General features: G+C 45.0%; 22 protein-coding genes. 14 read left to right on the top strand and 8 right to left on the bottom strand.

From position 1 onward, the window contains the following. Positions 1 to 18: 18 nt before the first annotated feature. Positions 19 to 498, bottom strand: a complete 480-nt coding sequence (napF, locus tag L9Q39_RS19060) for a ferredoxin-type protein NapF (protein ID WP_237486688.1) — start codon at positions 496 to 498, stop codon at positions 19 to 21. Positions 499 to 719: 221 nt separating this feature from the next. Between napF and narQ the strand changes: the two genes are divergently transcribed. From narQ to L9Q39_RS19045, 3 genes are all read left to right on the top strand, one after another. Next, positions 720 to 2,444, top strand: a complete 1,725-nt coding sequence (gene narQ / locus L9Q39_RS19055; protein ID WP_237486686.1) for a nitrate/nitrite two-component system sensor histidine kinase NarQ — start codon at positions 720 to 722, stop codon at positions 2,442 to 2,444. 4 nt (positions 2,445 to 2,448) lie between these two features. Continuing rightward, positions 2,449 to 3,063, top strand: coding sequence for a response regulator (locus tag L9Q39_RS19050; RefSeq protein ID WP_435532866.1), 615 nt, complete (start codon positions 2,449 to 2,451; stop codon positions 3,061 to 3,063). A gap of 253 nt (positions 3,064 to 3,316) precedes the next feature. Further along, positions 3,317 to 7,198, top strand: a complete 3,882-nt coding sequence (locus L9Q39_RS19045; protein ID WP_237486682.1) for a chondroitinase-B domain-containing protein — start codon at positions 3,317 to 3,319, stop codon at positions 7,196 to 7,198. A 143-nt stretch (positions 7,199 to 7,341) separates the two neighbouring features. Here the strand turns inward: L9Q39_RS19045 and L9Q39_RS19040 are convergent, their stop codons facing one another. After that, a complete protein-coding gene (locus tag L9Q39_RS19040; protein ID WP_237486680.1) occupies positions 7,342 to 8,241 on the bottom strand; it encodes a LysR family transcriptional regulator in 900 nt (299 codons plus the stop codon). A 116-nt stretch (positions 8,242 to 8,357) separates the two neighbouring features. Here L9Q39_RS19040 and L9Q39_RS19035 point away from each other — a divergent pair, with 116 nt between their 5' ends. Further along, entirely contained in the window at positions 8,358 to 9,569 is a 1,212-nt protein-coding gene (locus L9Q39_RS19035; RefSeq protein ID WP_237486678.1) for a multidrug effflux MFS transporter, read from the top strand. Here L9Q39_RS19035 and L9Q39_RS19030 read toward each other — a convergent pair. Then, positions 9,559 to 10,452 (bottom strand): chemotaxis protein, encoded by an 894-nt coding sequence (locus L9Q39_RS19030; RefSeq protein WP_237487086.1) that lies wholly within the window; start codon positions 10,450 to 10,452, stop codon positions 9,559 to 9,561. The genes L9Q39_RS19035 and L9Q39_RS19030 overlap by 11 nt on opposite strands. A gap of 228 nt (positions 10,453 to 10,680) precedes the next feature. Between L9Q39_RS19030 and ppiC the strand changes: the two genes are divergently transcribed. After that, positions 10,681 to 10,959, top strand: coding sequence for a peptidylprolyl isomerase PpiC (gene ppiC / locus L9Q39_RS19025; protein ID WP_237486676.1), 279 nt, complete (start codon positions 10,681 to 10,683; stop codon positions 10,957 to 10,959). A 133-nt stretch (positions 10,960 to 11,092) separates the two neighbouring features. Further along, complete coding sequence (locus L9Q39_RS19020; protein WP_237486674.1) at positions 11,093 to 11,449, top strand: YibL family ribosome-associated protein; 357 nt, start codon at positions 11,093 to 11,095, stop codon at positions 11,447 to 11,449. 91 nt (positions 11,450 to 11,540) lie between these two features. Here the strand turns inward: L9Q39_RS19020 and arfB are convergent, their stop codons facing one another. Further along, positions 11,541 to 11,951, bottom strand: a complete 411-nt coding sequence (arfB, locus tag L9Q39_RS19015; RefSeq protein WP_237486672.1) for an alternative ribosome rescue aminoacyl-tRNA hydrolase ArfB — start codon at positions 11,949 to 11,951, stop codon at positions 11,541 to 11,543. 272 nt (positions 11,952 to 12,223) lie between these two features. Here arfB and pfkB point away from each other — a divergent pair, with 272 nt between their 5' ends. After that, positions 12,224 to 13,174, top strand: coding sequence for a 1-phosphofructokinase (gene pfkB, locus L9Q39_RS19010; protein WP_237486670.1), 951 nt, complete (start codon positions 12,224 to 12,226; stop codon positions 13,172 to 13,174). 159 nt (positions 13,175 to 13,333) lie between these two features. Here pfkB and L9Q39_RS19005 read toward each other — a convergent pair whose 3' ends face one another. The 3 genes from L9Q39_RS19005 to L9Q39_RS18995 all read right to left on the bottom strand — a co-directional run bounded on the left by L9Q39_RS19005 (position 13,334) and on the right by L9Q39_RS18995 (position 15,614). Next, complete coding sequence (locus L9Q39_RS19005; RefSeq protein WP_237486668.1) at positions 13,334 to 13,804, bottom strand: Dps family protein; 471 nt, start codon at positions 13,802 to 13,804, stop codon at positions 13,334 to 13,336. 301 nt (positions 13,805 to 14,105) lie between these two features. After that, a complete protein-coding gene (locus L9Q39_RS19000; protein ID WP_237486666.1) occupies positions 14,106 to 15,236 on the bottom strand; it encodes an HlyD family secretion protein in 1,131 nt (376 codons plus the stop codon). 3 nt (positions 15,237 to 15,239) lie between these two features. Then, entirely contained in the window at positions 15,240 to 15,614 is a 375-nt protein-coding gene (locus L9Q39_RS18995; RefSeq protein ID WP_237486665.1) for a DUF3302 domain-containing protein, read from the bottom strand. A 435-nt stretch (positions 15,615 to 16,049) separates the two neighbouring features. Here L9Q39_RS18995 and L9Q39_RS18990 point away from each other — a divergent pair, with 435 nt between their 5' ends. The 4 genes from L9Q39_RS18990 to L9Q39_RS18975 are packed head-to-tail and all read left to right on the top strand — an operon-like array spanning position 16,050 to position 20,171. Then, positions 16,050 to 17,003 carry a YbgA family protein gene (locus tag L9Q39_RS18990; protein WP_237486664.1) on the top strand — a complete coding sequence of 318 codons (954 nt, stop codon included), beginning with the start codon at positions 16,050 to 16,052 and terminating at the stop codon, positions 17,001 to 17,003. A gap of 35 nt (positions 17,004 to 17,038) precedes the next feature. Beyond that, entirely contained in the window at positions 17,039 to 17,848 is an 810-nt protein-coding gene (locus L9Q39_RS18985; RefSeq protein ID WP_237486662.1) for a MerR family transcriptional regulator, read from the top strand. Beyond that, positions 17,845 to 19,254 carry a deoxyribodipyrimidine photo-lyase gene (gene phrB / locus L9Q39_RS18980; protein ID WP_237486659.1) on the top strand — a complete coding sequence of 470 codons (1,410 nt, stop codon included), beginning with the start codon at positions 17,845 to 17,847 and terminating at the stop codon, positions 19,252 to 19,254. The genes L9Q39_RS18985 and phrB overlap by 4 nt, the downstream gene beginning before the upstream one ends. Then, complete coding sequence (locus L9Q39_RS18975; protein ID WP_237486657.1) at positions 19,254 to 20,171, top strand: L,D-transpeptidase family protein; 918 nt, start codon at positions 19,254 to 19,256, stop codon at positions 20,169 to 20,171. The genes phrB and L9Q39_RS18975 overlap by 1 nt, the downstream gene beginning before the upstream one ends. Positions 20,172 to 20,256: 85 nt before the next feature. Here the strand turns inward: L9Q39_RS18975 and L9Q39_RS18970 are convergent, their stop codons facing one another. Next, positions 20,257 to 20,502, bottom strand: coding sequence for an Lpp/OprI family alanine-zipper lipoprotein (locus L9Q39_RS18970; RefSeq protein ID WP_237486655.1), 246 nt, complete (start codon positions 20,500 to 20,502; stop codon positions 20,257 to 20,259). Between the two features lie 727 nt (positions 20,503 to 21,229). On the opposite strand from L9Q39_RS18970, the gene L9Q39_RS18965 reads away from it, so the two are divergent. From L9Q39_RS18965 to pstC, 3 genes are all read left to right on the top strand, one after another. Next, complete coding sequence (locus L9Q39_RS18965; protein ID WP_237486654.1) at positions 21,230 to 22,561, top strand: DEAD/DEAH box helicase; 1,332 nt, start codon at positions 21,230 to 21,232, stop codon at positions 22,559 to 22,561. Between the two features lie 368 nt (positions 22,562 to 22,929). Beyond that, positions 22,930 to 23,751 (top strand): phosphate ABC transporter substrate-binding protein, encoded by an 822-nt coding sequence (locus L9Q39_RS18960; protein ID WP_237486652.1) that lies wholly within the window; start codon positions 22,930 to 22,932, stop codon positions 23,749 to 23,751. An 83-nt stretch (positions 23,752 to 23,834) separates the two neighbouring features. Beyond that, positions 23,835 to 24,764 carry a phosphate ABC transporter permease subunit PstC gene (gene pstC, locus L9Q39_RS18955; RefSeq protein ID WP_237486650.1) on the top strand — a complete coding sequence of 310 codons (930 nt, stop codon included), beginning with the start codon at positions 23,835 to 23,837 and terminating at the stop codon, positions 24,762 to 24,764.

Raw genomic sequence — 24,764 nt, 5'->3', positions numbered from 1 at the left:
TTCTCGTATTGTTATTTATTATTCATTGCTCACCGAGATCGAGTTGCTTGGGCATGTAGAGACACACGCACCACAGCCATTGCAAGACTCAAGCTCAAGTTGGGGTTGGGCAACCCCGCCCGCACGAAGTTGAAAGCGTATCGCCATTGGCTCGCAACTATCACCACAGCTCCGGCACTCGATGTTCTGAGTGGCAAGGCAGGTGTCTGAAATTTGCGCTTTCGCATCCCATGCAGGTTGTTGTTCACTACTAAATATAGGTTCTGGACATATTTCTGCACACTTGTAGCAGAAGGTGCATTCGTCAAGGCTGAAATCCACTTGAGGAAAGCCGCCATCTCCCTTGACGATGATTTGCGTTTCACAGGCTTGTTCACATTGACCACATCGGGTACAGAGCTCAGTAAACCGCTGGGCTTCCTTGATCCATGGAAGCCTTACCATATTGTAATTTATAGACTTTCGGGTAAAAAAAACACGTCTCGAAACGTCTACCATTCGTCGCACCTGATATAATTGTTTATAGTAATTAAGTGTAGACCAATTTATCTGTTCACATTTTTTCATTAACAGTCATATCAATTGTAGTTTTTGTCATAATCGGATAAATAACCCTTAGTGGTTAATTAGGGTCTATCCTTGTTTTGGATCAACTAATTGCCGTCACTGTTCTTCTAAACGTGATGCAGGTTGGTGTTTGTTGGAAGGAATAATGATTAATGAACAGAGCCAATAAGTCAGTCACAGGCGTGATCGCAAAAGCCATGATAGCGATATTGCTGCTGTCATTGGCCACCACAAACTTTGCAATCGTGACATTGGCTTCCAGTCTTAATGATGCAGAAGCTGTGAATATTTCTGGTTCAATGCGTATGCAAAGCTATCGACTTGCTTATGACTTGCAAGCTGACTCGCCGCTATTTCCCGAACATGTTGCTCAGTTTGAACAGTCATTACACTCACCCTCTATGCGAGCTTTACAGTCTTGGGATGTCCCCGACACCATTGGTCGTGATTACGCTGGGCTGATAGAGCGTTGGCAACAGCTCAAGGTATTACTGCAAAGCGATAATAGAGCAGACTATCTTTATGTGGTTGCTGATTTTGTCGACCGTATTGACCACTTCGTCTTAAAGCTACAGGAGCATTCAGAAAATAAGTTGATGCGCTTGGCTTGGGCGGGTGGCATTGGGTTAGGCGGTATTTTAATTGTTGCTGTCTATGTGGTTTTGTTTGTACGCAAACAGATCGTTAAGCCTCTGGGGCAGTTAATTGTTGCCAGTGAGCAGATCAAAAATCGTTCTTTTGATGTCAACGTTGATATTCGCTCTCACAACGAGTTGGGTATACTCGCGCGCGCCTTCAGCAATATGGCTCATGATCTGGGTAAGCTGTATCGAGGGTTGGAGCAAGCCGTGGACGAAAAAACCCATAAACTGCAACACGCACACCAATCGTTGCAAGTGCTTTATCAGTCTTCACAAGAGTTGACGGGAACTCGCATTTCACATGAGAACTTCCGGGCTATCGTCACTTATATCTCCAGCGTTGAGGGCATCACGGCCGTCGAGCTGCAAGTGGATGAGGTTGAAGGAAGACCATGGGTTGCTACCGAGGGCGAATTTAGCGGGGGTCAAGAGCGAACCAAGTATTTGCACCTCGATGGCGACGCGCTTGGGCATCTGCGCTATCAGTTTGCCCCGCCTATACCCGACGAAAAGCTGATGGACAACTTTGTGCAGATTTTATCTCGCGCGGTGTATTACAATAAAGCACAAAGGCAGACGGAGCGGATTATCCTGATGGAAGAGAGGGCAACGATTGCCAGAGAGTTGCATGATTCATTGGCGCAATCTCTTTCCTATCTCAAAATTCAAGTGACGCTGCTTAATCGCTCGATTCAAAAAGAACTTACTCAGACGCAAAATAGTCGCTCTGTGACGGTTTTGGAAGATTTGCGGCAAGGCTTGGATGACGCTTATACCCAACTAAGAGAGCTTTTAACCACCTTTAGGTTGTCGATTAAAGAGGGTACATTTGGTGAAGCGATCACTGAGATGTTGCAACAAATTAATGAACAAACCGACGTGCTCATCAAGTTAGAAAATAATATTTCTTCTCTTGAACTCGGTGCAAACGAGCAAGTTCATTTACTACAAGTGATACGTGAAGCGGTGTTAAACGCTGTAAAACATGCGCAAGCACAGACTATTTCGGTCTACTGTGTTGAAGATGAGCAGGGAGCAGTCACCGTAAAAGTGACCGATGATGGCATTGGATTTGACAAAAATACCGAGAAATTAAATCACTATGGCATGAGTATAATGCAAGAGAGAGCTGCTAGGCTTAATGCAGACTTGTCGATTAATTCGGCTGCAGATCATGGCTGTGAAGTGACGCTAAGTTTCCACAGAATTAAGGAGCCCCTGAGTGAACCAGTATAGAGTGATGTTGGTGGATGACCACCCATTGATGCGTCGTGGCATCGGACAACTTCTCAATTTCGAAGACGATTTTGATGTCGTTGGCGAAGCCAGCAATGGTGCAGAGGCGATCGCGTTGGCGAAAGAAAAACAGCCTGACCTTATTTTGCTTGATCTCAATATGAAAGGCATGTCTGGCTTAGACACACTAAAAGCATTACGTGAAGATGATTTTGATGGTCATATTGTGATATTAACGGTATCTGATATTCCCGCTGATATTGAAGCGCTGGTAAAAGCCGGTGCTGATGGTTATCTATTAAAGGATACCGAGCCGGATGACATTATTGCGTTACTGCAGCAGTTAGCTTCTGGTAACAAGGTATTTAGCCGAGCAGTAGCAAAGTACCTGGAAGAACGCGCAAACTCTGACGATGTGTTTACAACATTGACGGAAAGAGAAAGCCAAATACTGCAAGAGGTAGCGAAAGGATTTCGCAACAAACAAATCGCCGACAGACTCTTTATATCAGAATCAACCGTCAAGGTTCATATGAAGAGCCTGTTACGAAAACTGCAAGTTCCGTCAAGAACCGCGGCGACAATACTGTATCTAGAACGATTTGGTGAAATAAAATAACATATTACAAATACCATTTTGACAGATTTTATATAAGCAAACTCAATGCATTAGAAGAATAATCTGACAGAGCTGGTGCAAATAAAAAAGTGGCATATTGATTTATTGCCACTTTTTTTGTGATCTAATTCGGATATTGATATTAATTTGCCGTCACAACTCTCACCGTGTTCCTTACGGGTTAGCTTTTTCTATATTCCTCGTCATTATTTCTCTATGTAATGTTGTATTACAAAACTGGGGGGAATAAACAGTGAAAGCTAAGTATTTTGTGTTATCCGCACTGACATTAGCGATAATGGGTTGCGGCAGTGATTCAGACTCAGATTCTGGATCGAATTTAGTAACGATTAGCGGATTTGATGGTTATTTTAAAAATGCCGTTGTATTCGACGACTCAAATGACAATGGTGCACTAGACGTAGGTGATGAAACAATATTTGGCTTGACCGATTCAAGTGGTCAGTTATCGATAGAGCAAGATTCCGACATTCGCTTAGCTTTACAAACATTGACCGCTGGTGGCTCAGTGCAAAGTGCTCTGATTAGTCATGATTCTTCCACATATGCGGGTGTTTACACCGTTGATATGGATCATGCCGATCAACCCATGGCCCATGAGGTTGTGTTTAGAGCGCCATCGAGTTCACAGGTCATTTCGCCAATTACCGATCTTATTGTTCTAGAAATGGAAGCAGGTGCAACGCAAGAAGAGGCCGAGCAAGCCGTCGTTGCGGTATTAGGTGACTTAGTTTCCGGTTCGGATGACTTATATGAGGACTACATTTCGGGTGAGGCACAAAATACTCAACTGCACAAAACAGCCCAGATACTGACCGAATCGAAGATCGCAAACCCTGAAACTTATGAGAGCAAGTCTACTGAATTTGCCGAGGCGGCAGGAGATGTTGTTGAGGACTTAACCGACGAGCAGATAACTGATCCGGATTATAAACCAGTGATTGAAGATAGCGGACAGGTTGGTGAGGCACTTGATCCGACAACCGTGGTCAATCATAAACTCGTCCTAGATGCGACCGAAGTCGGTGCAGTACAAGCGGACCTAGATGCTTTAACGATTGAGACCGAAGTTGATTTTGAGACCAGCAACATTGATATCGCAGACTTATACAGTGATTTGGATGTAACTCAGGTGCAAATTGAGCTAGACGATGAGACTGATGTCAGTAGTTTGGGTCTGGCAGTGAGTGTTGATAGCGACACCAATACGCTCGTGGTTTCTCAAGCATCCGATCTCGTCGCTGGTACAGCCACAATTGTACTGAGTGCTGAAGACGTAGACAGTAGCGGCAAAGTGCGCGCTACTTTGAAGAGCGAATTTGAGGTCATGGTTACGGAAAGCGAAGAGCCAACCGATCCGACAGACCCAACCGATCCGACGGACCCAACTGACCCGACGGACCCAACTGATCCGACGGACCCAACTGATCCGACGGACCCAACTGATCCGACGGACCCAACTGATCCGACGGACCCAACTGATCCGACGGACCCAACCGATCCGACGGACCCAACTGATCCGACAGACCCAACCGATCCAACAGACCCAACGGGTCCCAATAAAGACCTAGCCGCCGAGTTACTTCCTGCTGGTATTTTGACTGTGCCAGAGGTCGTGTGTACGGAAGTCTATACTTCAACCTCGGATCTTGAGGACGCTGTCTCTGACGATATGGTCGCGGGTACAACAGCGTGCCTAGCTGATGGTGAATATCAAGACCTAGAAATTAAATTCGGTGGTAATGGTACGGAAGAGGCTCCAATTAAGGTAGCCGCAGAGAATCCGGGTAAAGCTATCATTAAAGGTGATGCGCAAATCTCAATGGGTGGTAGCTATGTTCAGCTTCAAGGTTTAGTGTTTGATGGCGGTAATAGCTCAAGCAGCAACCTTATTGCGACGCGCTTTGGGACGGGTAATCTGTGCCATAACTGTCGTATCACAGAGATTGCGGTACTTAATGTTGATGCGGATGAAGGCATTACTTCTGATGATTCATCATCAGGCGAGTGGTTGAATATCTATGGTAAAAATATCTGGATTGACCACAGTATCTTTAGTGGAAAAACCACCGCATCCCCAATGCTCTCGTTCGTACGCTGGGCTGATGATGAGTGGACAGAAGAGGCGCAAATTGCTGAGTTGGCTCAGGGTATTGTGGTATACAAAAACTATATCGCTAACCGTGCCCCAGCGGAAGGTCAGATGTATGCAACAAGCAGTGATAACAACTATGAAGCGATTCGAACGGGTTTGAGTTTCACTCATCACTATCCGGGTGATTCGATGATTATTGGTAACCTGTTTGAGAATATCCAAGGCGAAGCCGAAGTGATTTCCAATAAGGCAGCCAATAATAACATTAGCTTCAATACTATTCGTAATAGCTATGGCTCACTGACGACTCGTCATGGTGGCTCAGCGGTGATCAGCAATAACTTTATTATTGGTGATGACTATCCATTGTCTGGTGGTATTCGTTTGGTTGATGGCGATCACACAGTGACCAACAACTATATCGAAGGCGCTCGCTACAAGGATACGACCCATCATGGCGGTATTGTTTTGATGGGCTCGGATGGTGCAGGTGATGGTGATAATGGTTATCAGCAATTTGAAAATGTGCATGTTGCTCATAACACCATTGTCGATAGTGTTAACAGCTTAAACATCGATGGTGGTAGTAAGTCTGATAAACCAGAAAACGTCTATCTAGCCAATAACATCATTGATGCAGCGATTGGTCCGGTCATTACTGAAGCGGAGCGAGGTCTGCCGGAAAACTCCTATATTACGGGCAACATTGTTTATGGTCAGGCGTTCTCTGATGATGATGCTGTTGCACTAGGAACCTCTGGATTCGAATTTGCTTCAGCGGCTTTAGTCAAAGGTGACGATGGCTTGTATCGTGCATCGAACGATTCACCAAACCTGGATGCGAACAGTAGCTATGAGAAAGGTGACTTTGACGTCGTTGAGATTGATATGGACGGCAACCTTCGTTCGGAAACGACGACAGTAGGTGCTGATGAAACGGTGGATGCAGATAATCTGTATCAACCTCTTAGCTATGAAGATGTTGGTCCAACGAGTTACGCCATCGACAAGCCAACGGCCATCATGCAAGAAGAGACGATTGTTAACCCAAGCTTTGACAATGGTCTAGAAGACTGGAGTTATGGCAGTGTGACTTTGGTTTCTGGGGATGAAGCTTTCTCTCGTGACGCTAGCATCAAAGTGACCGCGGGTGGCAGTGCAACTCAGACCATTGCTCTAGACGCTAATACTCGCTATGCGGTGTCAGCGTTTGTCAAAGGACTCTACAATGTTTCTGTTGGTGATTTAGCTACCCTGCAAGGGCAGGCGGACAGCAGTGATTATACCTGGGTTAGCAAGGAGTTCACTACGGATAGTACAACGTCGGCACTATTGACGTTGACGCTACCAGAAACTGTCGAACAATTTGCAAATATTGCCGATCCTCAACTTGGTCTATGGCGTAAGAACAGTGGTAGTTCTGACGTTTGGGATACCTATGAAGGTAGTGATGCTGGTTTAGGTGATGTTGGTAGTTCAGGCGATAGCGCATTTACCGATAGTGAAGGCTCTAGTGGTTCAGCGCGTATCCGATTTAGGGCTGACCAAACGAGCTATCCTCATGATTTCCAGTCGAAACCGGGTATTAGCCAAGTCGTAGAAGGCTTACCGCAAGATACAGAAATGACCTACGCTCTCTATTATTGTGACAACAAAGGGGATGATTCATTAAGCACGCTGCATTTTGGTGTAAGGGAAGTGGACACTGGTACTATCATTGCGGACGCAAGAGAGCATAGAAAAGATCTCGATGATGCGCCTGAGGGTTCAGTGAAAGATTGCTTTAAGCAAGTGAGTATGACCTTCGATAGTGCGAGTTATTCATCGGTAGAGATCTTTGCGCTACTTGAGATTGATAGCTCGCTAAGTGATGCAGAACTTTATGCCCATGAGCAATACATGGATGACGACCTAGAAGTTCGAGTTGATGAATTCAGCTTAAGTTATCAAGGCGAACCGGGCGACGACTCTGAAGGTTATCTAGACGATATTCGTTTAATCAAGCGTATCGACCAATAATCGACTCCACCCATAAATAACCCAAAAGCACCTTTCCATCGCAAGATAAAGGTGCTTTTCTATTTCCTAGCCCCTAGCCCCTAGCCCCTAGCCCCTAGCCCCTAGCCCCTAGCCCCTAGCCCCTAGCCCCTAGCCCCTAGCCCCTAGCTCCTAGCTCCTAGCTCCCCTAATTCTTCAATCTTTGCCTTAATAAAATCCAGAAACAGCTTGGTTCGAGTATGTTCGTAATCCAGATTGGGATAATACGCATACACCGTGGTGTCTTGAGCATGCAGTTCCGGCAAAATTCGTTTTAGCTCGCCGGATTTAATCTCTTGTTTAATCATGATGTCATTGCTGATAAGAATGCCCATACCGCTTTTTGCTGCGGAGTACAGTGCTTCAGGGTTAGTCGTTGCAAAGTTGCCGGATAACATCACACGTTGAGTTTTAGAGATCTTATATTCACGCTGTGGACGCTCACCCCAAATCAGAACATTGTGTTGTTTTAATTCTTCAATGGTTTTGGGTTCGCCATGTTGTGCGAGATAACTATCAGAGGCATAGAAACCGATTTTCTGCTCAAACAGGGGAGTCTGCTTCATGCTTAGACTGTTCATCGTTTCCAGTTCGCGACTGATAAAAACATCGAGATTACTATTCGGTATTTGACCCGGCACGGTCGTGATCAATTGCACCCGAATATCGGGATACAGCTTGAGAAACTGTTCCAGATATTGAACCAAAAACTTGGAACCCACTGCGATAGTCGCGCCAATTTTTAACAAGCCTGCTGGCGATTGACTGACTGATCGTGTTTCGTCAATGATGGATTGAAAGCGGTCGAGCGAATCTTTTGACCGTTCATAGAACAGTGCTCCTGCCTCGGTTTGAGTGACTGAGCGCGTTGTGCGCTTTAGCAACTGCACCCCAATTCGTTCTTCTAACCAGTGAATGCGTTTGCTTACCGCAGAACTGGTGGTATTTAAACGCCTTGCCGCACCATTAAAACTCCCCTCTTCGACCACTTTAATATAGGTGTTGATATTTTGTATCCAGTCCATGGGCGCTCCTTGTTTATAGGGTGCTATTGGTAATGAAGTATTAATTCCCATTAGGACGTAATTTAATTCCAAAAACGGATATTATCATTATTGAATACGCAATATACAATGAAGCCATGAAAACTGATATTGCTAATTCATTCAACAAAACCCCTATGCTGCTTGCCATGATGATCATCGCAACCGGGCAAGTAGGCGTGAGCATTTACTTACCATCGTTACCGATGATCAGTGAGGCTTTGTCTATTGATGCCGGACAAGCTCAGTGGCTAGTGACGCTATTTTTGGTGGGATTTGGTTTATCTCAGCTAATCTATGGTCCATTGTCGGATGCGATTGGGCGCAGACCGGTGTTTATTCTTGGTCAAGGGATCTACTTACTTGGCACCTTGTTGTGCGTTCTATTTAGCCAGAATATTTATATCTTGGTACTTGGACGATTGTTACAAGGCTTAGGTGCGGGGAGCGCGTCGGTATTGGGAAGAAGTGTGCTGCGAGACAGTTATGATGGTGCACAATTGACGAAAGCGTTGTCATATATCTCCATGACAGCCTCGATTATGCCGATCATTGCTCCGGTTTTTGGCGGATGGATTGCATTTCATTTGGGTTGGCAAGCCGTGTTTTGGTTTGTGATGGTTTATCTGTTGGCGATTTTTGTTCTGGGTTGGTTTATTTTGCCCGAAACCTTGCCTTATCAACCGAGACGTTTTGAACCCAGTAAATTGCTCAGTACCTACGCCAAGCTCATTATTAACCCACAGGTCATCGGCAGCGCAAGCTATAACTGGATTAGTTATTTAGGTGCGGTTGTTTCGTTGAGTTTGTTTCCATATTTAATGCAGCAAGAGTTGGGTTTGACCGCAGCACAATATGGCAGCTTGATGATTATTCCTTCGACAGGTCTGCTCGTGGGCAGTGTTGCGCTTAATGTATTTAGTCGTTACGTGTCGACGAGCAAGATGCTAGCGGTGGCGATTGCGATTAGTGCGTTTTCTGGGATTTGGTTGTGGTTTACTGAGATGACGGTATTCAACTTACTGTTCGCGTTTACGTGGTTGACCGTCGCGCAAGGGCTTTCGTTCCCGATTTCAATTTCACTATTGTTAGCGCCACATAAACGCCAAGCTGGAGCGGTATCCGCGTTGTCGGGCTCTATCCAGATGGTGATTGCCGGTGTCTTTGGTGCCTTGTTAGTCGAAAACTGGGTCACAAGCCAATCAACATTGGCCGTTTTTTACGTGGTGTCGGCAATGGCAATGGGACTTGTGCTGGTTTCAAGCCAATGGCGCCAGCACCAAGTCAATGCGGTGAATGTTATAGATTAGCGCACTTATTGTGGTTTTGGGTTTTATCTAGCTCTTCAGCCCCACGCAGCATCGCTTCGATAAGTTCTCCTGCGTTGAATTTTTCTAACGCTTCATGAGCACCTACTTGATGAGCGCGATCGGTCGACATTTGACTTGACAATGAGGTATGCAAAATCCGATAGCAGTGGCTGAGTTCGCTGCTGTTTTGTACCTCAAATGCCAACTCGTAACCATCAAGACCCGGCATCTCAATATCGCTGACTAAGATGTCTATAGCCGTATTACTGCGGGCTTTTTGTTGCATAAACGCCAGGGCGCTATTGCCATCTTTGCAGACATCATAAGTGATATTGATATTATCTAAGGCATCGCAGAGCTGTTTTCTGGCGATGGATGAGTCATCGACGAGAAGAATATTGAGTGCTTTCATTCGCTCACGCTGTACATCGGTCAGCATGGGAATGTGGTTGTCAGCATATTGAGGATAGATCTTCGAAAGTAGTAACTCGACATCGAGTAGTTGAACGATTTTGTCTTCAAAACGGGTTACGCCAGTGACAAAGACATTGTGTCCTACGGTTTCTGGTGCCGGCTCAATGTTTTTCCAGTCGCAATCTATGATTTTATCTATGTCTCTTACCATGAAAGCTACCACCGTGCGTAGGCAGTCAGTCACGATCAGATAACTGGTTGCATACTCTTGTGGGTCAATGGGTCTAAAACCAATGGCTGCAGCCATATCAATGACAGGGGCAGTAAATCCTCGGATACTAATCGTTCCGATGACATTGTGGTGAGAATAGGGGATCTGTGTTGTTGGTACATAAGGGATAATTTCCCTTATTTTTAAGGTACCTATAGCAAAACTCTGCTTCTGCGCGTTTAGAGTAAACATCAACATGCCTTGCGACTGGTTAGCTTTATTTGTTTTCACTTTCATGGCTCTTTGCCTTAATACAACACCTGTTTATGGTATAGAGGTTTAACTCTAAAGTTAACGACGAAATACTAAATATTATTAGCTCGGAACAAACTAAGCGTGATTTGAATCTCATTTTCTATTACACTTTGCGCCACTTAGGCTCCACATTTAACTTCTTCTCCTGATAACACCGAGGGTTCGACAACGATGGCAAGAACAGCAGCCGCTTTGCATATTCTGGTTAAACATAAAGAACAAGCAGAAGATATTATTAAGCAACTAAAGAAAGGCGCTAAATTTCAAACGCTTGCTAAAAAGTACTCGACCTGTCCTTCGGGAAAAAAAGGCGGGGATTTGGGCGAGTTTCGCAAGGGGCAAATGGTCCCTCAGTTTGATAAAGTCTGTTTTAGTGGCGAGGTGCTGACCCCACATTTAGTGAAAACTAAGTTTGGTTGGCACGTGGTTAAAGTGCTATACAGAACATAGCCATAACAGAACATAGTCATAACAGAAAATAGCCACAGCAGAATACAGTCACAAAAGAATACAGTTAAAGTAAACTTGGTCGCTCGACTTGAGCGCTGATTTATTTATCACTATCTCAACAAGGTTAATTGCGATGAGCATCAAACAAGAAATTCAAAACTTAAACAACCGACTAGACAAGTGCAACCACAAGCTTGAAGGTGCAAAATCTAGAGGGGATAGTGAACTGATCACTCGTTTTACCGATGAAGCGGACAAACTGAGCAAAAAACTGGCTCAGTTAAAACATAAGCAGCAATATGAGCTTAATAAAGAGCGTAGAGGTCTTGGTGATATGGCTTTCTCGCGTGAGCTTACCAAGGCTGAGCAAGCGGATCTGGGTAAACTTAAAAAGTCAGTGAAAGGCCTAGTTGTCGTTCACCCGATGACTAAAATCGGTAAAGAAATGCGTCTGGATGTCATCACAGGTTTTGCGCCGAAAGAGTTTTAATGGCGGCTTTGACGCACCGATAATCGAGTTTGTACAAAAATGGGGTATCTTCGGATACCCCATTTTTTAATCCGTTCACCCAACCACTTGGCTATTTTACTCTACTTCTTAACGCTTTGGTTTGGCTTCTCTGTTTCTTTGCGTCAACTCTACGTCTCTGTGAGGCTTTGGTCGGCTTGGTTGCTCTGCGTGCTTTCTGAACGACCGTCGCGGTGAGAATGAGTTGTTTAAGGCGTTCAAGCGCATCTTCGCGGTTTTGTTCTTGAGTTCTGAATTGCTGAGCCTTAATAATAATGACGCCTTCTTTGGTGATTCGAGAATCGGTCAAAGCAAGCAGCCTTTCTTTATAGAATTGAGGCAAGGTTGAGCGTTTGATATCAAAGCGTAAATGTATTGCCGTGCTGGTTTTATTGACCTTTTGTCCACCCGCCCCCATTGCCCTTATTGCGGTGAGTTCGATCTCCCAAGCTTGTAGCGTGACTGTGTTGGATATTGTTAACATAAGGTTTTGTACCAGTGGTTATTTTGGTGGTGCGCCGCTATTTTTTTGAGTGCGCTTAATGTCTTTGTGGTCACCACTTGAGCGAACATTGACAACAAGTTCAAGGGTATTGCTGGTGATTAATTTGAACGACTGAGGCAAAGGATTGATCTTTAAGCGTTAAAATGCAAGTAATCGATTGTCGCCAAACGAGGTCAACTTCGTTTGGTTTAACAGATTGAGCGACAGAATTGTGCTTGGTAAAACCATTGGCATTGGGTAAGGGGTAAGAGATGAAAAATGTAAAAACCAACAAAGTGGTGACGGTGACGTTAAATCCGGCGCTGGATCTTACCGGTCATATGGACTTGTTGAGAGCAGGTCATGTCAATCTGGTTGAGAAAGGTTCGTTACATGCGGCAGGTAAAGGCGTCAACGTGGCTAAGGTGCTGACGGAACTGGGCGCTCAAGTCACTGTGACGGGTTTTTTAGGTGCGGATAATCCTGAGCTATTTCATCAACTCTTTAGTGATCTCAATGTGGATGACCAATTTATTACGGTAGCCGGTGCAACGCGCATAAACGTCAAACTGGTCGAGAACGATGGACAAGTGACTGACATCAATTTTCCGGGAGTGCAGGTAAGTGCTGAAGATATCCATCGCTTTGAAAGTCAGTTATTTGAGCTTGCGCAGAGCCATGACTTTTTTGTGATTGCTGGCAGTCTCCCTCAGGGTGTTACACCGGAGCAGTGCGCCAAGTGGATAGCCGATCTACAAGCCAAAGGCAAAAAAGTCTTTTTTGATAGCAGCAAAGCGGCATTGCAACAAGGTATCAACGCCACTCCTTGGTTGATCAAGCCAAACGACGAAGAATTGGCAGACCTGATTGGAGAACAACTGCAAACCTCAGAGCAACTGATGTCTGTGGGCAGGGAGCTCGCAAACAAAGGAATCGCTAACGTGGTCATTTCGCGAGGGGCTGATGGTGTGCTTTGGCTTCGAGATGGACATTGGATACAGGCGACACCGCCAAAAATGGAGTTGGTCAGCACGGTAGGAGCGGGAGATACCTTAGTCGCTGGACTATGTTGGGGGGAAATGCAACAGATGCCCGCTGAGCAACACCTTCGCTTTGCAACCGCGTTATCAGCATTAGCGGTAAGCCAAGTGGGGGTTGGCGTGCCTGAGCAGAGCATGATTGATGCAGCGTCAAGGCAGGTCATATTGACTCGATTTCGTTAACCGTCTCGACAACACCTGAAACTGCCACAACACGAGTAGCGCTATGATGACGGTTATCTGTGCCGCTTTCTTAATGATACTTGACCCTTGTTAGAGCCAGATAGACAAACAGCCCTTAGGTGTCCCTAAGGGCTGTTTGGTTTGGCGATCATTTAAACGTTATTGGAGATAAGCGTTCATCATCCAAGTCTCTTTTTCTTGCTGACTGATGTAGTCACCCAGCAGCGACACGGTACCTTCGTCGCCTAACTCACTCGCAAATGCCAGCAGTTGACGCTGTTTTACCAGCAGAATTTTGTAAGCATCCAGAATTTGTTCAATGGCAGCTTTACCTTCCGTTACATTGGTCTGCTCTGGGATCTCGGAGAGTCTCAAATAAGCAGAGTAACCGTGAACAGGGGTGACTTCGAGCGTCAAGATACGTTCTGCAATCTCATCGATTTGGTCAATAAAAGCGGTATAAATTTCTTCAAATTTTGCGTGTAACTCGTAGAAATCACGCCCTTTAATGTTCCAATGATAACCACGCACGTTCATATATAGAACCTGGTAATCTGCCAATAGTTGGTTGAGTTTCTCACCGAGTTCAACGGTTTGTGCCTTGTCTAGGCCAATGATATTCTTTTCCATCACGGATTCTCCAAAGTAATCATTCATGTTCATGTTCATGTTCATGTTGGTATAGGCTTAGATTACGGAGAAATGACAGTAAGTTGAAATCGATTGTTTGTATATATTTGATAGGTATTTTCTATCTAAAACGGCCAGCAGCCAGCAGCCAGCAGCCAGAACCAATGAAACACTTTGTGGATTTTGTCGTTTGAGAATAGAAAACAAAAAGTCGCTTAAAACAGAGCGTTTAAGCGACCTTGCGTTTAGTCAATGATTTTACGTTTACTCTATGCCTTTACGGTGCGAGATTGATGGATTATCAATGGTCTAAGTAAAGGTAGTTTTGCCAACTTTTCATTCTAATCAGCACCTTACGCATAATAGAGACATGAGTAAAACTGTCTGAGTAGACGGCGATTTCAGCGTTGGAACCTGTGGGCAGTACATAGCTTGACATATCGTCTTCCATTATCAGTTTCACCATAACACGGCCTGATGTGTTAAAGCTTTGGGTCGTGCGCAATGTTCCGCTTGCACTAATTTGACCTTCCGCGATGGTGGGCAGCACTTCGACCACTTTGCCTTTAAATACCCGTCCCGGTAGAGCCTTGAATACAAACTCGGCTTCAAAATCCGCTTTGAGTCGCTGTAATGAATTTTGACGGAACGCACCAACAAAATAGATTTGTTCGGTGTGAACAAACGTCATCAGCGGCGCGAGGGGCAGGGGCACAGCCATCATACCTGGACGTAATGCGAGCTGGGTAACGTAGCCGTCGGTAGGAGCTCTGACGGTGGTTTCATTCAGGTTGAATTCTGCTTCGACGACCTGAGCTCTACGCTGAGCCACTAAGGTATTCTCACCAAAGATCTGTGACTCATAAGCCAGTCTTGCGCTCTCTTCTTTCGCTTGTGTTGCCTCAACCGTTGCTTGGCTTGCTTTGAATGTTTGCAATCGGGTATCGACTTGTTGCGCTGTGAACGCGCCTTTATTGAAACCCGCTTGATAACGATTGTATTCCCGCTCGGCTTTATCTCGGTCAGCAATAGCTTTAATGGTGTCAGATTGGGCGGCTTTGTAGTCGCTTTCCAACTGCAACACATCTTGCTCTGCTTCGGCTAATGCCGCTTTAGCTTGGATTAATGCCGCCTCAAAAGGGATAGGATCGATCTTAAATAGTGGATCGCCTTGTTTGAGCTGTTGGTTAGCCGTGACATCGACCTCAATCACTTTACCCCTAACGCTAGAAACGATCGGTGTGGTGCTGTAGACCTGCCCACCGATTTGGCTGAATGGGTGGTTATAGTTCATAAGAAGAATGAGGGTTCCAACCAATACAACGCCACCCAGTACCGCCGTAGGTACTGTCCATTTGTTTAATGGGATCTTGAAGATCTTAAAGACAGCAATACACAGCGCGGCATACGTTAAAATAAGTAATAGATCCATGGGTTACTTCTCCTCTACCACTTTCTGAATATCTGCGGATGACTGCTTACCTTTTAAGTAGGAGACCTCATTTTCTAATTCAGAGACCTGATCGATAAGGGTTTCTAAACGATGGTGAAGGTCGTGCTGTTCTTGTTCGAGTTTCTTGAAACCCCAGCCGCGATCTTCACGCCACAATGTCGCCCATATCCATAGAAACGGCCAGATAGTGTGCAGGGTAAACAGACTAACCCAGCCTGCGACATGAATAGCATCTTGGTGAGGGTGGTCGCGTTCTTTGGCGATTTCATAAGGAATGTCGTGGATCACTATGATTCCATAGAACAGTACCAGAGCGACAAATATCAGGAGTCCCAATGCAAAATAGTCTAAAAACATAAATGTCCTTGTTAACGGATTGATGTGTTGGGGTGAATATCGGTTTAAGTATTTGTTATGTTGACATTCTTTGCAATAAATTTATATGGGTATGATGATTTTGTGCCAACGATTTTAATATAACTATTTCGATAAAATTCTTAATAGAACAGGGGATTGAAAGGTTGTTCGCCTAAAAGTTGTTATCCAAGGTGATCCAAAGTCACTGCTGTCCATAAAAGTTGTACAAGTTAAATATTTGTATCACCTATGTGGCTGTGCTAATTGTTATAGATAGACAAACACACAAACGGTGTGCTCGGTAATCATAGATAAACAGGGCACTCAAGCATCCTCCGATAAAGTATTTAGCGACACTAACTGAGTGAGTGAGCAATGTGACCACTCGAATATTGTCATAGCTAGATAGAGAGGCGTTGAAAACAGGAGCGCGTGATGGAAAACCAGCAAATTAAAGTCGGCATTAGTTCTTGTCTATTGGGCGAGAAAGTCAGATTCGATTCAGGGCACAAGCAGAGTAGCTATGTTAACAAGGAATTGCGGGACTATTTTACTTTCGTGTCGGTGTGCCCAGAAGTGGGGATGGGCTTGCCTGTGCCCCGTCCCACCATTCGACTTATCTCTGACAAGGAGCGCATTGCTCTGGTTGAAACCAAAGATGCGGATAAGGATTACACTGACGGTATGATGCGCTTTACGACTCAGCGTGTTGCCGAGCTTCAGGACGAGCAGCTTTGTGGCTACATTGTTTGCGCTAAGTCTCCAAGCTGTGGCATGGAGCGAGTCAAAGTGTATGGCAATGGACATGCCTCGACAGATGGTGTGGGTTTGTATACCCAACACTTAATGCAGCAGATGCCTTGGCTGCCTGTGGAAGAAGATGGCAGGCTGAACGACCCGGTACTTAAAGAAAACTTTATTTCACGCGTTTATGGGCTTAAGGATTTTTATAGTGCGATGGATGGTGCGCCGACACCAGGGAAAGTCGTCGCTTTTCACTCTCGCTATAAACTCACTCTAATGGCGCATAGTCCAACGGCTTACAAAGAGCTTGGACGACTTGTTGCGCGTCAAAACGAGTACGAGCCAGATACGTTTTATAACGAATATCGCTTGGGTTTAATGTCGGCGCTGAAATGTCGAGCATCACGCAAAAATGTGACCAACGTGCTGATGCATATTCAAGGTTATTTCAAGCGCTCACTGAATCAGAATGAAAAAGCCGAGTTGGCTAAGGTGATTGATGACTACAGGACGGGGCTGTTACCTATCTTGGCACCGCTCACTCTATTGAAACACTATCTTAATGCTTATCCAGACGACTATTTGTTACAGCAGCAGTTTTTACAACCCCATCCGCAGGATATGCGATTGAGATATGGTCTTTGAGAACATGGTTTTTGAGAAAATGGTTTTTGAGTAATATGGACTTGGAGCAAAATCGATATGCAATAAGGGAGGTAGCCAGCATTACGGGCGTCAAGCCGGTAACACTGCGCGCCTGGCAGCGAAGATACAATCTGCTGCAACCTCAAAGAACAGATAAGGGTCATCGACTCTATACAGACAACGATATCGAGCAAATTAAGTTGGTGCAAAGTTGGCTTGCGAAGGGTGTTTCTATTGGTAAAGTCAAACAGTTGCTCGATGACCAAAATCTGCTTGTTGAGGGCGTTGATAGTGAGCAACTGCAAGAGGTCGACTGGCTATTGGAAGCACTCTCTACCCTTGACGGTAAGAAAGTGGAAGAGATCATTGCGGTTGTGCTGAAAGAGTATCCTCTCGATATTGTTGAACAGCAGTTTATCTTACCGAGCCTTAGTTCTATCGATTTAGTCAAAGCCGGCAGGCAGGTGTTGCAGGCTTCACTGTTCAAAACGACTTTGATCAGGCAGATTTCCGTGGCGCTCAAATCTCTCGATAAATCAGCCTCTAAGCATAGGCACTTATTTGTCAATGTGGACAGTAGCGGACACCCGATCGCATGGATACGCTGCATGCAGCGTGCAGAGAACGGCGACAGAATGATACTGCTTGATGGCATTGAAGATTTATCCGCTTTGTGCAGTCAAGATATTGCTCAGGGCTATCACAGTTTGGAGTTATTCAGTGAGCGCCCATTAACCGAAAAGCAACTAAGTGTGGTCGCCATGCCTGTTAATCAGTTTTACTCGGACGTTCGTTTATCGCCCATGATTCAACATTGGGTTGACCATTGGAGACAACAGCGATGAGAATGGTTTTGCTGTATCGTGACTTAAGAAGTGTTGACAATCGTGCCTTGGATTATGCCATTGATGGTGAAACAGAGGTGGTCACTGCCTTTTGTTCAACGCCGAAGCAGTGGTTGCAGCACCATTTGTCACCGATGCAGGCGGATCTGATTTTTCGGCGTTTAAACTCGCTAAGCGATGAACTGCGAAATCTCAATATTCCATTGCTCTACCACGAATGTGATGACTTTACTGCGGCGAATCAGTGGCTAGTGAAAAAAGCACTTGAGTTGGGCGTCAACGAAGTGGTGCTCAATAAAAACTATGAAGTCAATGAGCGTCAAAGAGAAGAGACGCTTGAACAAGCCCTCACTGAGGTGGGAATCACGCTCACTTCAATCGACGACAAATGCGCAGTGCCGCCGGGTAGCGTGGTCAACAAGCAAGGCGCTTATTACAAGGTATTTACGCCGTTTAAAAAAGCTTGGCTGGCGTTGGGTTATACTCCCCAGGTTGTTCCAAGCCGAGCCTCTGTTCCGGTGAAACAGCCCTTATCAGACTGCTTTACAGATAAGGTGACGTATAGTTATCCGCGGCAAGACAGCCGTTTGTGGCCGGTGGATTCAACAGCAATATTACAACGCTTGAGAGCGTTTTCCGCTGCACGTGTAGACGATTACCAACGGCAACGTGACTTCCCGGCTGTCGATGGAACCAGCCAATTAAGCCCATACCTAGCGATTGGGGCGCTGTCCGTGAGGCAGTGTATTGCTCGACTCTATTACGACCAACCTAGCGCGTCGCTATCAGAGGGTGCGGTGGTGTGGTTAAGTGAATTGATCTGGCGAGAGTTCTATCAGCATTTAGTCTATTTCGAACCTAAACTGTGTAAAGGTGAGGGCTATCTGGACTGGGAGAAGCATCTCGATTGGAGTATTGGCTCTGAAGTGACTTTTGAGCACTGGTGCCGTGGCGATACCGGTTACCCCATTGTCGATGCAGCCATGAAGCAGTTGAACCAAACTGGCTGGATGCACAACCGCTTGAGAATGATTGTGGCTAGCTTTCTTACCAAGGACTTGCAGATCGATTGGCGTAAAGGCGAACGTTACTTTATGACCAAGCTTGTGGATGGTGATTTCGCGTCAAATAACGGGGGTTGGCAGTGGTGCGCGTCAACAGGGTGTGATGGTCAGCCTTATTTTCGTATTTTTAACCCCATTACTCAGGGGGAGAAATTTGATACCAAAGGAGACTTTATTCGCCACTGGTTACCCGAGTTGGCAGAGGTTCCAGAACGCTACATTCACAAACCGTGGGCTTGGCAAGGGTTTGAAAATCTACAATATGTCGCCCCGATAGTTGATCACAAGACACAAAGAGAGATAACCTTACAACTTTACAAAAATGCAAAGGATAGACACTGATGTTTCGTAAAGCCACCTTGCTAGTAGGCTTACTGTTATCCCACACCCTTTCCGCCGCGACGTTCTCCCTACCCACCGACGGCAGTAATATGGTTGGAACGATTCAGTACCATAGTGTGGAACAGGGTGAAACCATGGCGAACATTGCCAAGGAATATGACGTTGGCTTTTTGTCTCTTATGGCTGCCAACAAAGGTGTCGATCCATTCTTACCTCAAGATGGTTATGTATTGACGATCCCAAGCCAGATCATCCTGCCACATGTTGATTATCGTGGCATTGTGATTAACTTGGCGGAATTACGACTCTACTACTTTGAACCAGACAAAGGCGTGGTGCATATTTTCCCCGTCGGTATCGGACGTATTGGGCAAGATACTCCCGAGATGACCACTAAGATCAGTCAATTACGCAAAAACCCAACATGGACACCGCCAAATTCGATTCGTAGAGACTACCTGGCAAAAGGTATCGAACTACCGAGAGTGGTTCCTGCTGGTCCTGAAAACCCGCTCGGTGATTATGCGATGCGTCTTGCCTATGGCACAGGCAGTTACCTTATTCACGGCACCAACAAAGATTTTGGTATTGGGTTGCGAGTGAGTTCCGGTTGTATTCGTATGGAGCCAACGGATATTGATTGGTTATTTCAACAAGTCGATGTAGGGCTGCAGGTGCGAATTATTGATGAGCCGATCAAAGTAACGTTAGAGCCGGATAGAAGCGTCTTTATCGAGGCCCATGAACCTCTCACTCGTACCGATGGAAGCAAGAAATCAATGGATATTCCAAAAGAGTTAGCTTGGTGGATTGACGAATATCAGGTCTCTGATCAGTTGATTAAAGCGGTACTCTTGGCGCAAAACGGTGTGCCGGTTGAGGTGATTTCAGCGAGTGCTATGACACAACAAGAGTAAGTTTAGGGATAGGATTTAAAACAAAAAAAAACAGCGCTAATGATTAGCGCTGTTTTGTTATTCGTTGCTCTTGTTTGAAGAGTGCTTACTTAGTGTAAGACTGAGCAATGTTATCAATGCGTTCGTTTGCACGTGCTGCTTCGTCTTGTGCTGTCATAGCATTCTTGTTGCTTGTCATCACTTCATTTTTAAGTGCTTGCACGTCTGAGCTTAGTTGGCTTACTTGGTTGCTTAGCTCGTCCATTTTTGCTGTTGCTGCTTCGTCTGGACCAGATGCACAACCTGCAAGTAGTAGAACTGATGCTGATGCTGCAATTAAAACTTTCTTCATTATTAGCTCCTTTAGGAATTAGTATTTAAAACAGCCCTGCTACCTATTTGGTACGTACCTAGGCTATTTGAGAGTTTAGTGCTTAATTATAAGAACGCAAACTAATTAAAAGTCAGAAAAACCAAAAAATTACCATTTTTCTGGTTAAATTAGTGTCAGTCTTAGTTTTGAGATGCACCAAGTGTCACTCGGATTGTCTCTCCGCACTTAAATCTATTAATGCGGTAATTAAGTTACTGTAAAATAGAAATATTACAACTCATAGTTGATGAAAAACTGAATCTACACCACAGCAAATGACTTTTCACTACATTCGGTAAGAATTTCCTGAGTAGAGGCAAGGGGAATCACTACGAAAATTGATAATAATCGACCTTTAATGATCTCTTGCTCAGTATTTGGGTTAGCTGAGTTTAGGGGGATGAGCTAAAGTTAAACAGCAGCGGCTAAACGGTAACTTGGGTAAAGATAGATAATCATGTATTATGCGCATCCTCTTATGACATCAAGCTATTTTGCAGCACTAAGCTATTTTGCAGCACCAAGCTATTTTGCCGCACTAAGCTATGTGTGGCACCAAACCATGTGTAGCACCAAGCTATCTGTAATACGAAACAGGGTGCAACACAAAACCAGGTGAGCAACGTGGTTCATGCAAACATCGCATGGTTGATGTAGATATTAAAGACAACACCATTTTAGCAACACGCTTTTAGGAGTATTGGCATTGCAATTTAAAGACCTTGGTTTAGACAATCGACTACTGAAAAACTTGAAACATTTTAACTTCAAGCAAGCGACGGACATTCAAAGACAAGCGATTCCGGTGGCGATTGCAGGTAAGGATCTAATGGCATCTTCCAAAACGGGCTCGGGTAAAACCTTGGCGTTTGTGTTGCCGATTCTGCACAAGTCTCTTAAAAACAAATCTTTTTCTGCCAAAGATCCTCGCGCCTTGATCCTTGCGCCGACTCGCGAGTTGGCAAAACAGGTTTATGGCGAGCTGAAATCGATGCTCGGCGGTTTGTCTTACGACGCGACGCTGGTTCTTGGCGGAGAGAACTTTAACGATCAGGTCAAAGCACTGCGTCGTTACCCTAAATTTATTGTTGCGACGCCGGGACGCTTGGCGGATCACCTAGAACATCGTTCGTTGTTCTTAGATGGTCTTGAAACCTTAGTGCTGGATGAAGCAGACAGAATGCTCGACCTTGGCTTTGCGCCAGAACTGCGCCGTATTCATAATGCCGCTAAACACCGTCGTCGCCAAACGTTAATGTTCTCTGCCACGCTGGATCACGCAGAGGTGAACGATATTGCCGGTGAAATGCTCAATGCACCTAAACGTATCGCAGTCGGCGTCTCCAATGAAGAACATAAAGATATCACTCAAAAGTTCTACCTGTGTGATCACCTAGATCACAAAGAAGCCATTCTAGAACGCATTATTTCAACCGCTGATTATAAGCAAATGATCATCTTTACCGCGACGAGAGCGGATACGGATAGACTCACCAACTGGTTAAATGAGAAGAAACTGAAGGCCATTGCCTTGAGTGGCAATCTTAACCAGACTCAGCGTAATACCATCATGAGTCAGTTTGAACGTCATGTCTTTAAGATATTAGTGACGACAGACGTTGCCTCACGAGGTTTGGATATTGCGACGGTGACTCATGTCATCAACTTTGATATGCCCAAGCATACCGAAGAGTATGTCCACCGAGTCGGTCGAACGGGTCGTGCGGGCAATAAGGGCGATGCGGTTTCTTTGGTGGGTCCAAAAGATTGGGATAGCTTTAAGCGCGTTGAAGCCTTTTTACAGCAAGACATCAGTTTTGATGTGCTTGAGGGGCTGAAAGGGAAATTTAAAGGGATAAAACCTAAGAAGCCGACGTTCAGCAATAAAGGTCCGAAAGCGAAAGCGGCACCGAAGAATAAAAAGGTGGCGAATAAGAAACCTGTTAAGCGCGATAAAGCCTTTTATCAAAATGTGGCGGTGGGCGATTCGGTATTTATTCCCAAGAAAAAACCAAAGCCAGCGGCAGACAGTGAGTAACATGAGTAATATCACTGTTTAATTGTTAATCATATTTCAGTTTGAACCGTGAATTGAAGAAAAAAAGGTGATGTGTCGCCTTTTTTTTTGATCTTTTTTTCCAGATTTTTGCCACGCAAAGTGGCAGAAATTTCAGTTTCTCAAAAATGTAAAATTAGCGCTCAATGCTAGCTATATCAAGGCTTGGTTAAGCATGTCATCACTTACTTGCATTGTTTTTGTGATCTTGTTCTAAGTTTAGCGCTCAAAAAAAATCTCACCTGTCATACACCTTTCAACGAAGTGAAACACAACTGTCATATTTCCAAACTAATCTGTCACCGTTCAAACAAACAACGGCAATCAAGCCAACAAAGGAAGAATTTGTGATGAAAAAGACAGTTATCGGTGCAATCGCTCTGCTAGGTGCTATGACACTGACTCCAGCTCAAGCTAAGGAAACAATCTCAGTAGTAGGTTCTAACAGTGCTTCACCACTGGTAGAAATTTTCGCAGAAACTTACATGAACAAAGGCGAACCTGTGTTCATCGAGATTCAAGCACCGGGTTCTTCAGCGGGTATCAAAGCAGCTAAAAACGGCAGCGCTGACCTAGGTATTTCATCTCGTGACCTAAAAGCAGAAGAGAAATCTGCAGACCTTAAAGAGCTTGTTATTGCTCGTGACGGTATCGCAGTTGTTGTTAACCCAAAAAACAAGGTTGACTCTCTAACTGCTGAGCAAATCACTAGCATCTATAAAGGCGACATCACGAACTGGAGCCAAGTAGGCGGTGAAAACAAACCGGTTGTTGTTATCACTCGTGATACGGCTTCTGGTACTCGTGGCGCATTTGAAGACATCTTGAAACTGAAAATGGAAATCTCTGGTAAAAAAGTATCAGCAATTTCTCAACGCGCACAAGTGGCTAACGGCAACGGTGCTCTAAAAGTTTCAGTAGCAAGCAACCCATATGCAATCGGCTATATCTCTCTAGGTACAGTGGATAACACAGTTCAAGCTCTAACTATCGACGGCGCACCAGCGACAGTTGATAACGTTAAGAACGGTTCTTACAAAGTTGCTCGTCCATTCCTTGTTCTTTACAAAGACGGCGCACCATCTAAAGAAACTCAACGTTTCCTTGACTGGATGGTTGCTGACGAAGCTCAAGAAATTGCAGCTAAGAAAGGCTACATCTCTGTAAACTAATTACAGACTAGAATATTAAAATATTGCTCAGCCTACTATTTCGGGCTGAGCCTTTTGTGTCTATATAACCAGACAGTAAATCTATGACCATCGCAACCAATAGTGAGAAGCTTATGAATTCAGCGACTCAGTCCGAGCCACGCGGCTTAAAACAGAATAAGCGCGTAGACTGGAAAGAGAGAATCTTCCACGGACTTTTCCTCTCAAGTGCAGTAATCGGTATCGTTTCTTTAGCGATCATCGCTTACTTCATTGTTAAAGAAAGTATTCCAGCATTCCAAGAAGCTGGCGTTAGTGGCATCGTTCTAGGACAACATTGGTTACCGCCAGCACTTTATGGTGTTGCAACCATGATTGTCGCTTCGGTCGTGTCAACTTTAGGTGCTGTTGTTGTTGGTGTACCTGTTGGTGTACTAACGGCTATTTTTATCGCCGAAATTGCGCCTAAGCGTTTAGCCGATATTATTCGCCCAGCAGTCGAACTGCTTGCGGGTATTCCATCGGTGGTATACGGCTTCTTTGGTCTTGTCATCATCGTTCCTTTGATTCAGCAAATCTTCAATGTCCCTGCGGGTAACACCATTCTTGCTGGTATTATTGTTTTAGGTGTGATGATTCTTCCTACTGTTATTACGGTTTCTGAAACTTCGATTCGTGCGGTTCCTCGTACCTATAAAGAAGGTTCACTGGCACTTGGTGCTTCAAAAATTTACACCATCTTTAAACTTCTCGTCCCCGCGGCGCGCTCAGGCATCATGACCGGCGTGATTTTAGGTATCGGTCGTGCACTTGGTGAGACCATGGCGATCATCATGGTAATGGGTAACGCTCCAGCTATGCCAAGTGGCATTCTAGAGTCAGCTCGTACTCTAACGGCAAACATTGCGATTGAAATGTCCTACGCGAGTGGTATCCACGCCAATGCCTTGTATGCAACAGGTGTTGTGCTATTGGTGTTTATCATGTCGCTAAACGGCGTACTACTTTACCTAAACCGTGAAAAAGCGAAGTAA

This window comes from Vibrio hippocampi (assembly GCF_921292975.1).
GTDB classification, from domain to species: domain Bacteria; phylum Pseudomonadota; class Gammaproteobacteria; order Enterobacterales; family Vibrionaceae; genus Vibrio; species Vibrio hippocampi.
This window is presented reverse-complemented; position numbering and strand designations above follow the sequence as displayed.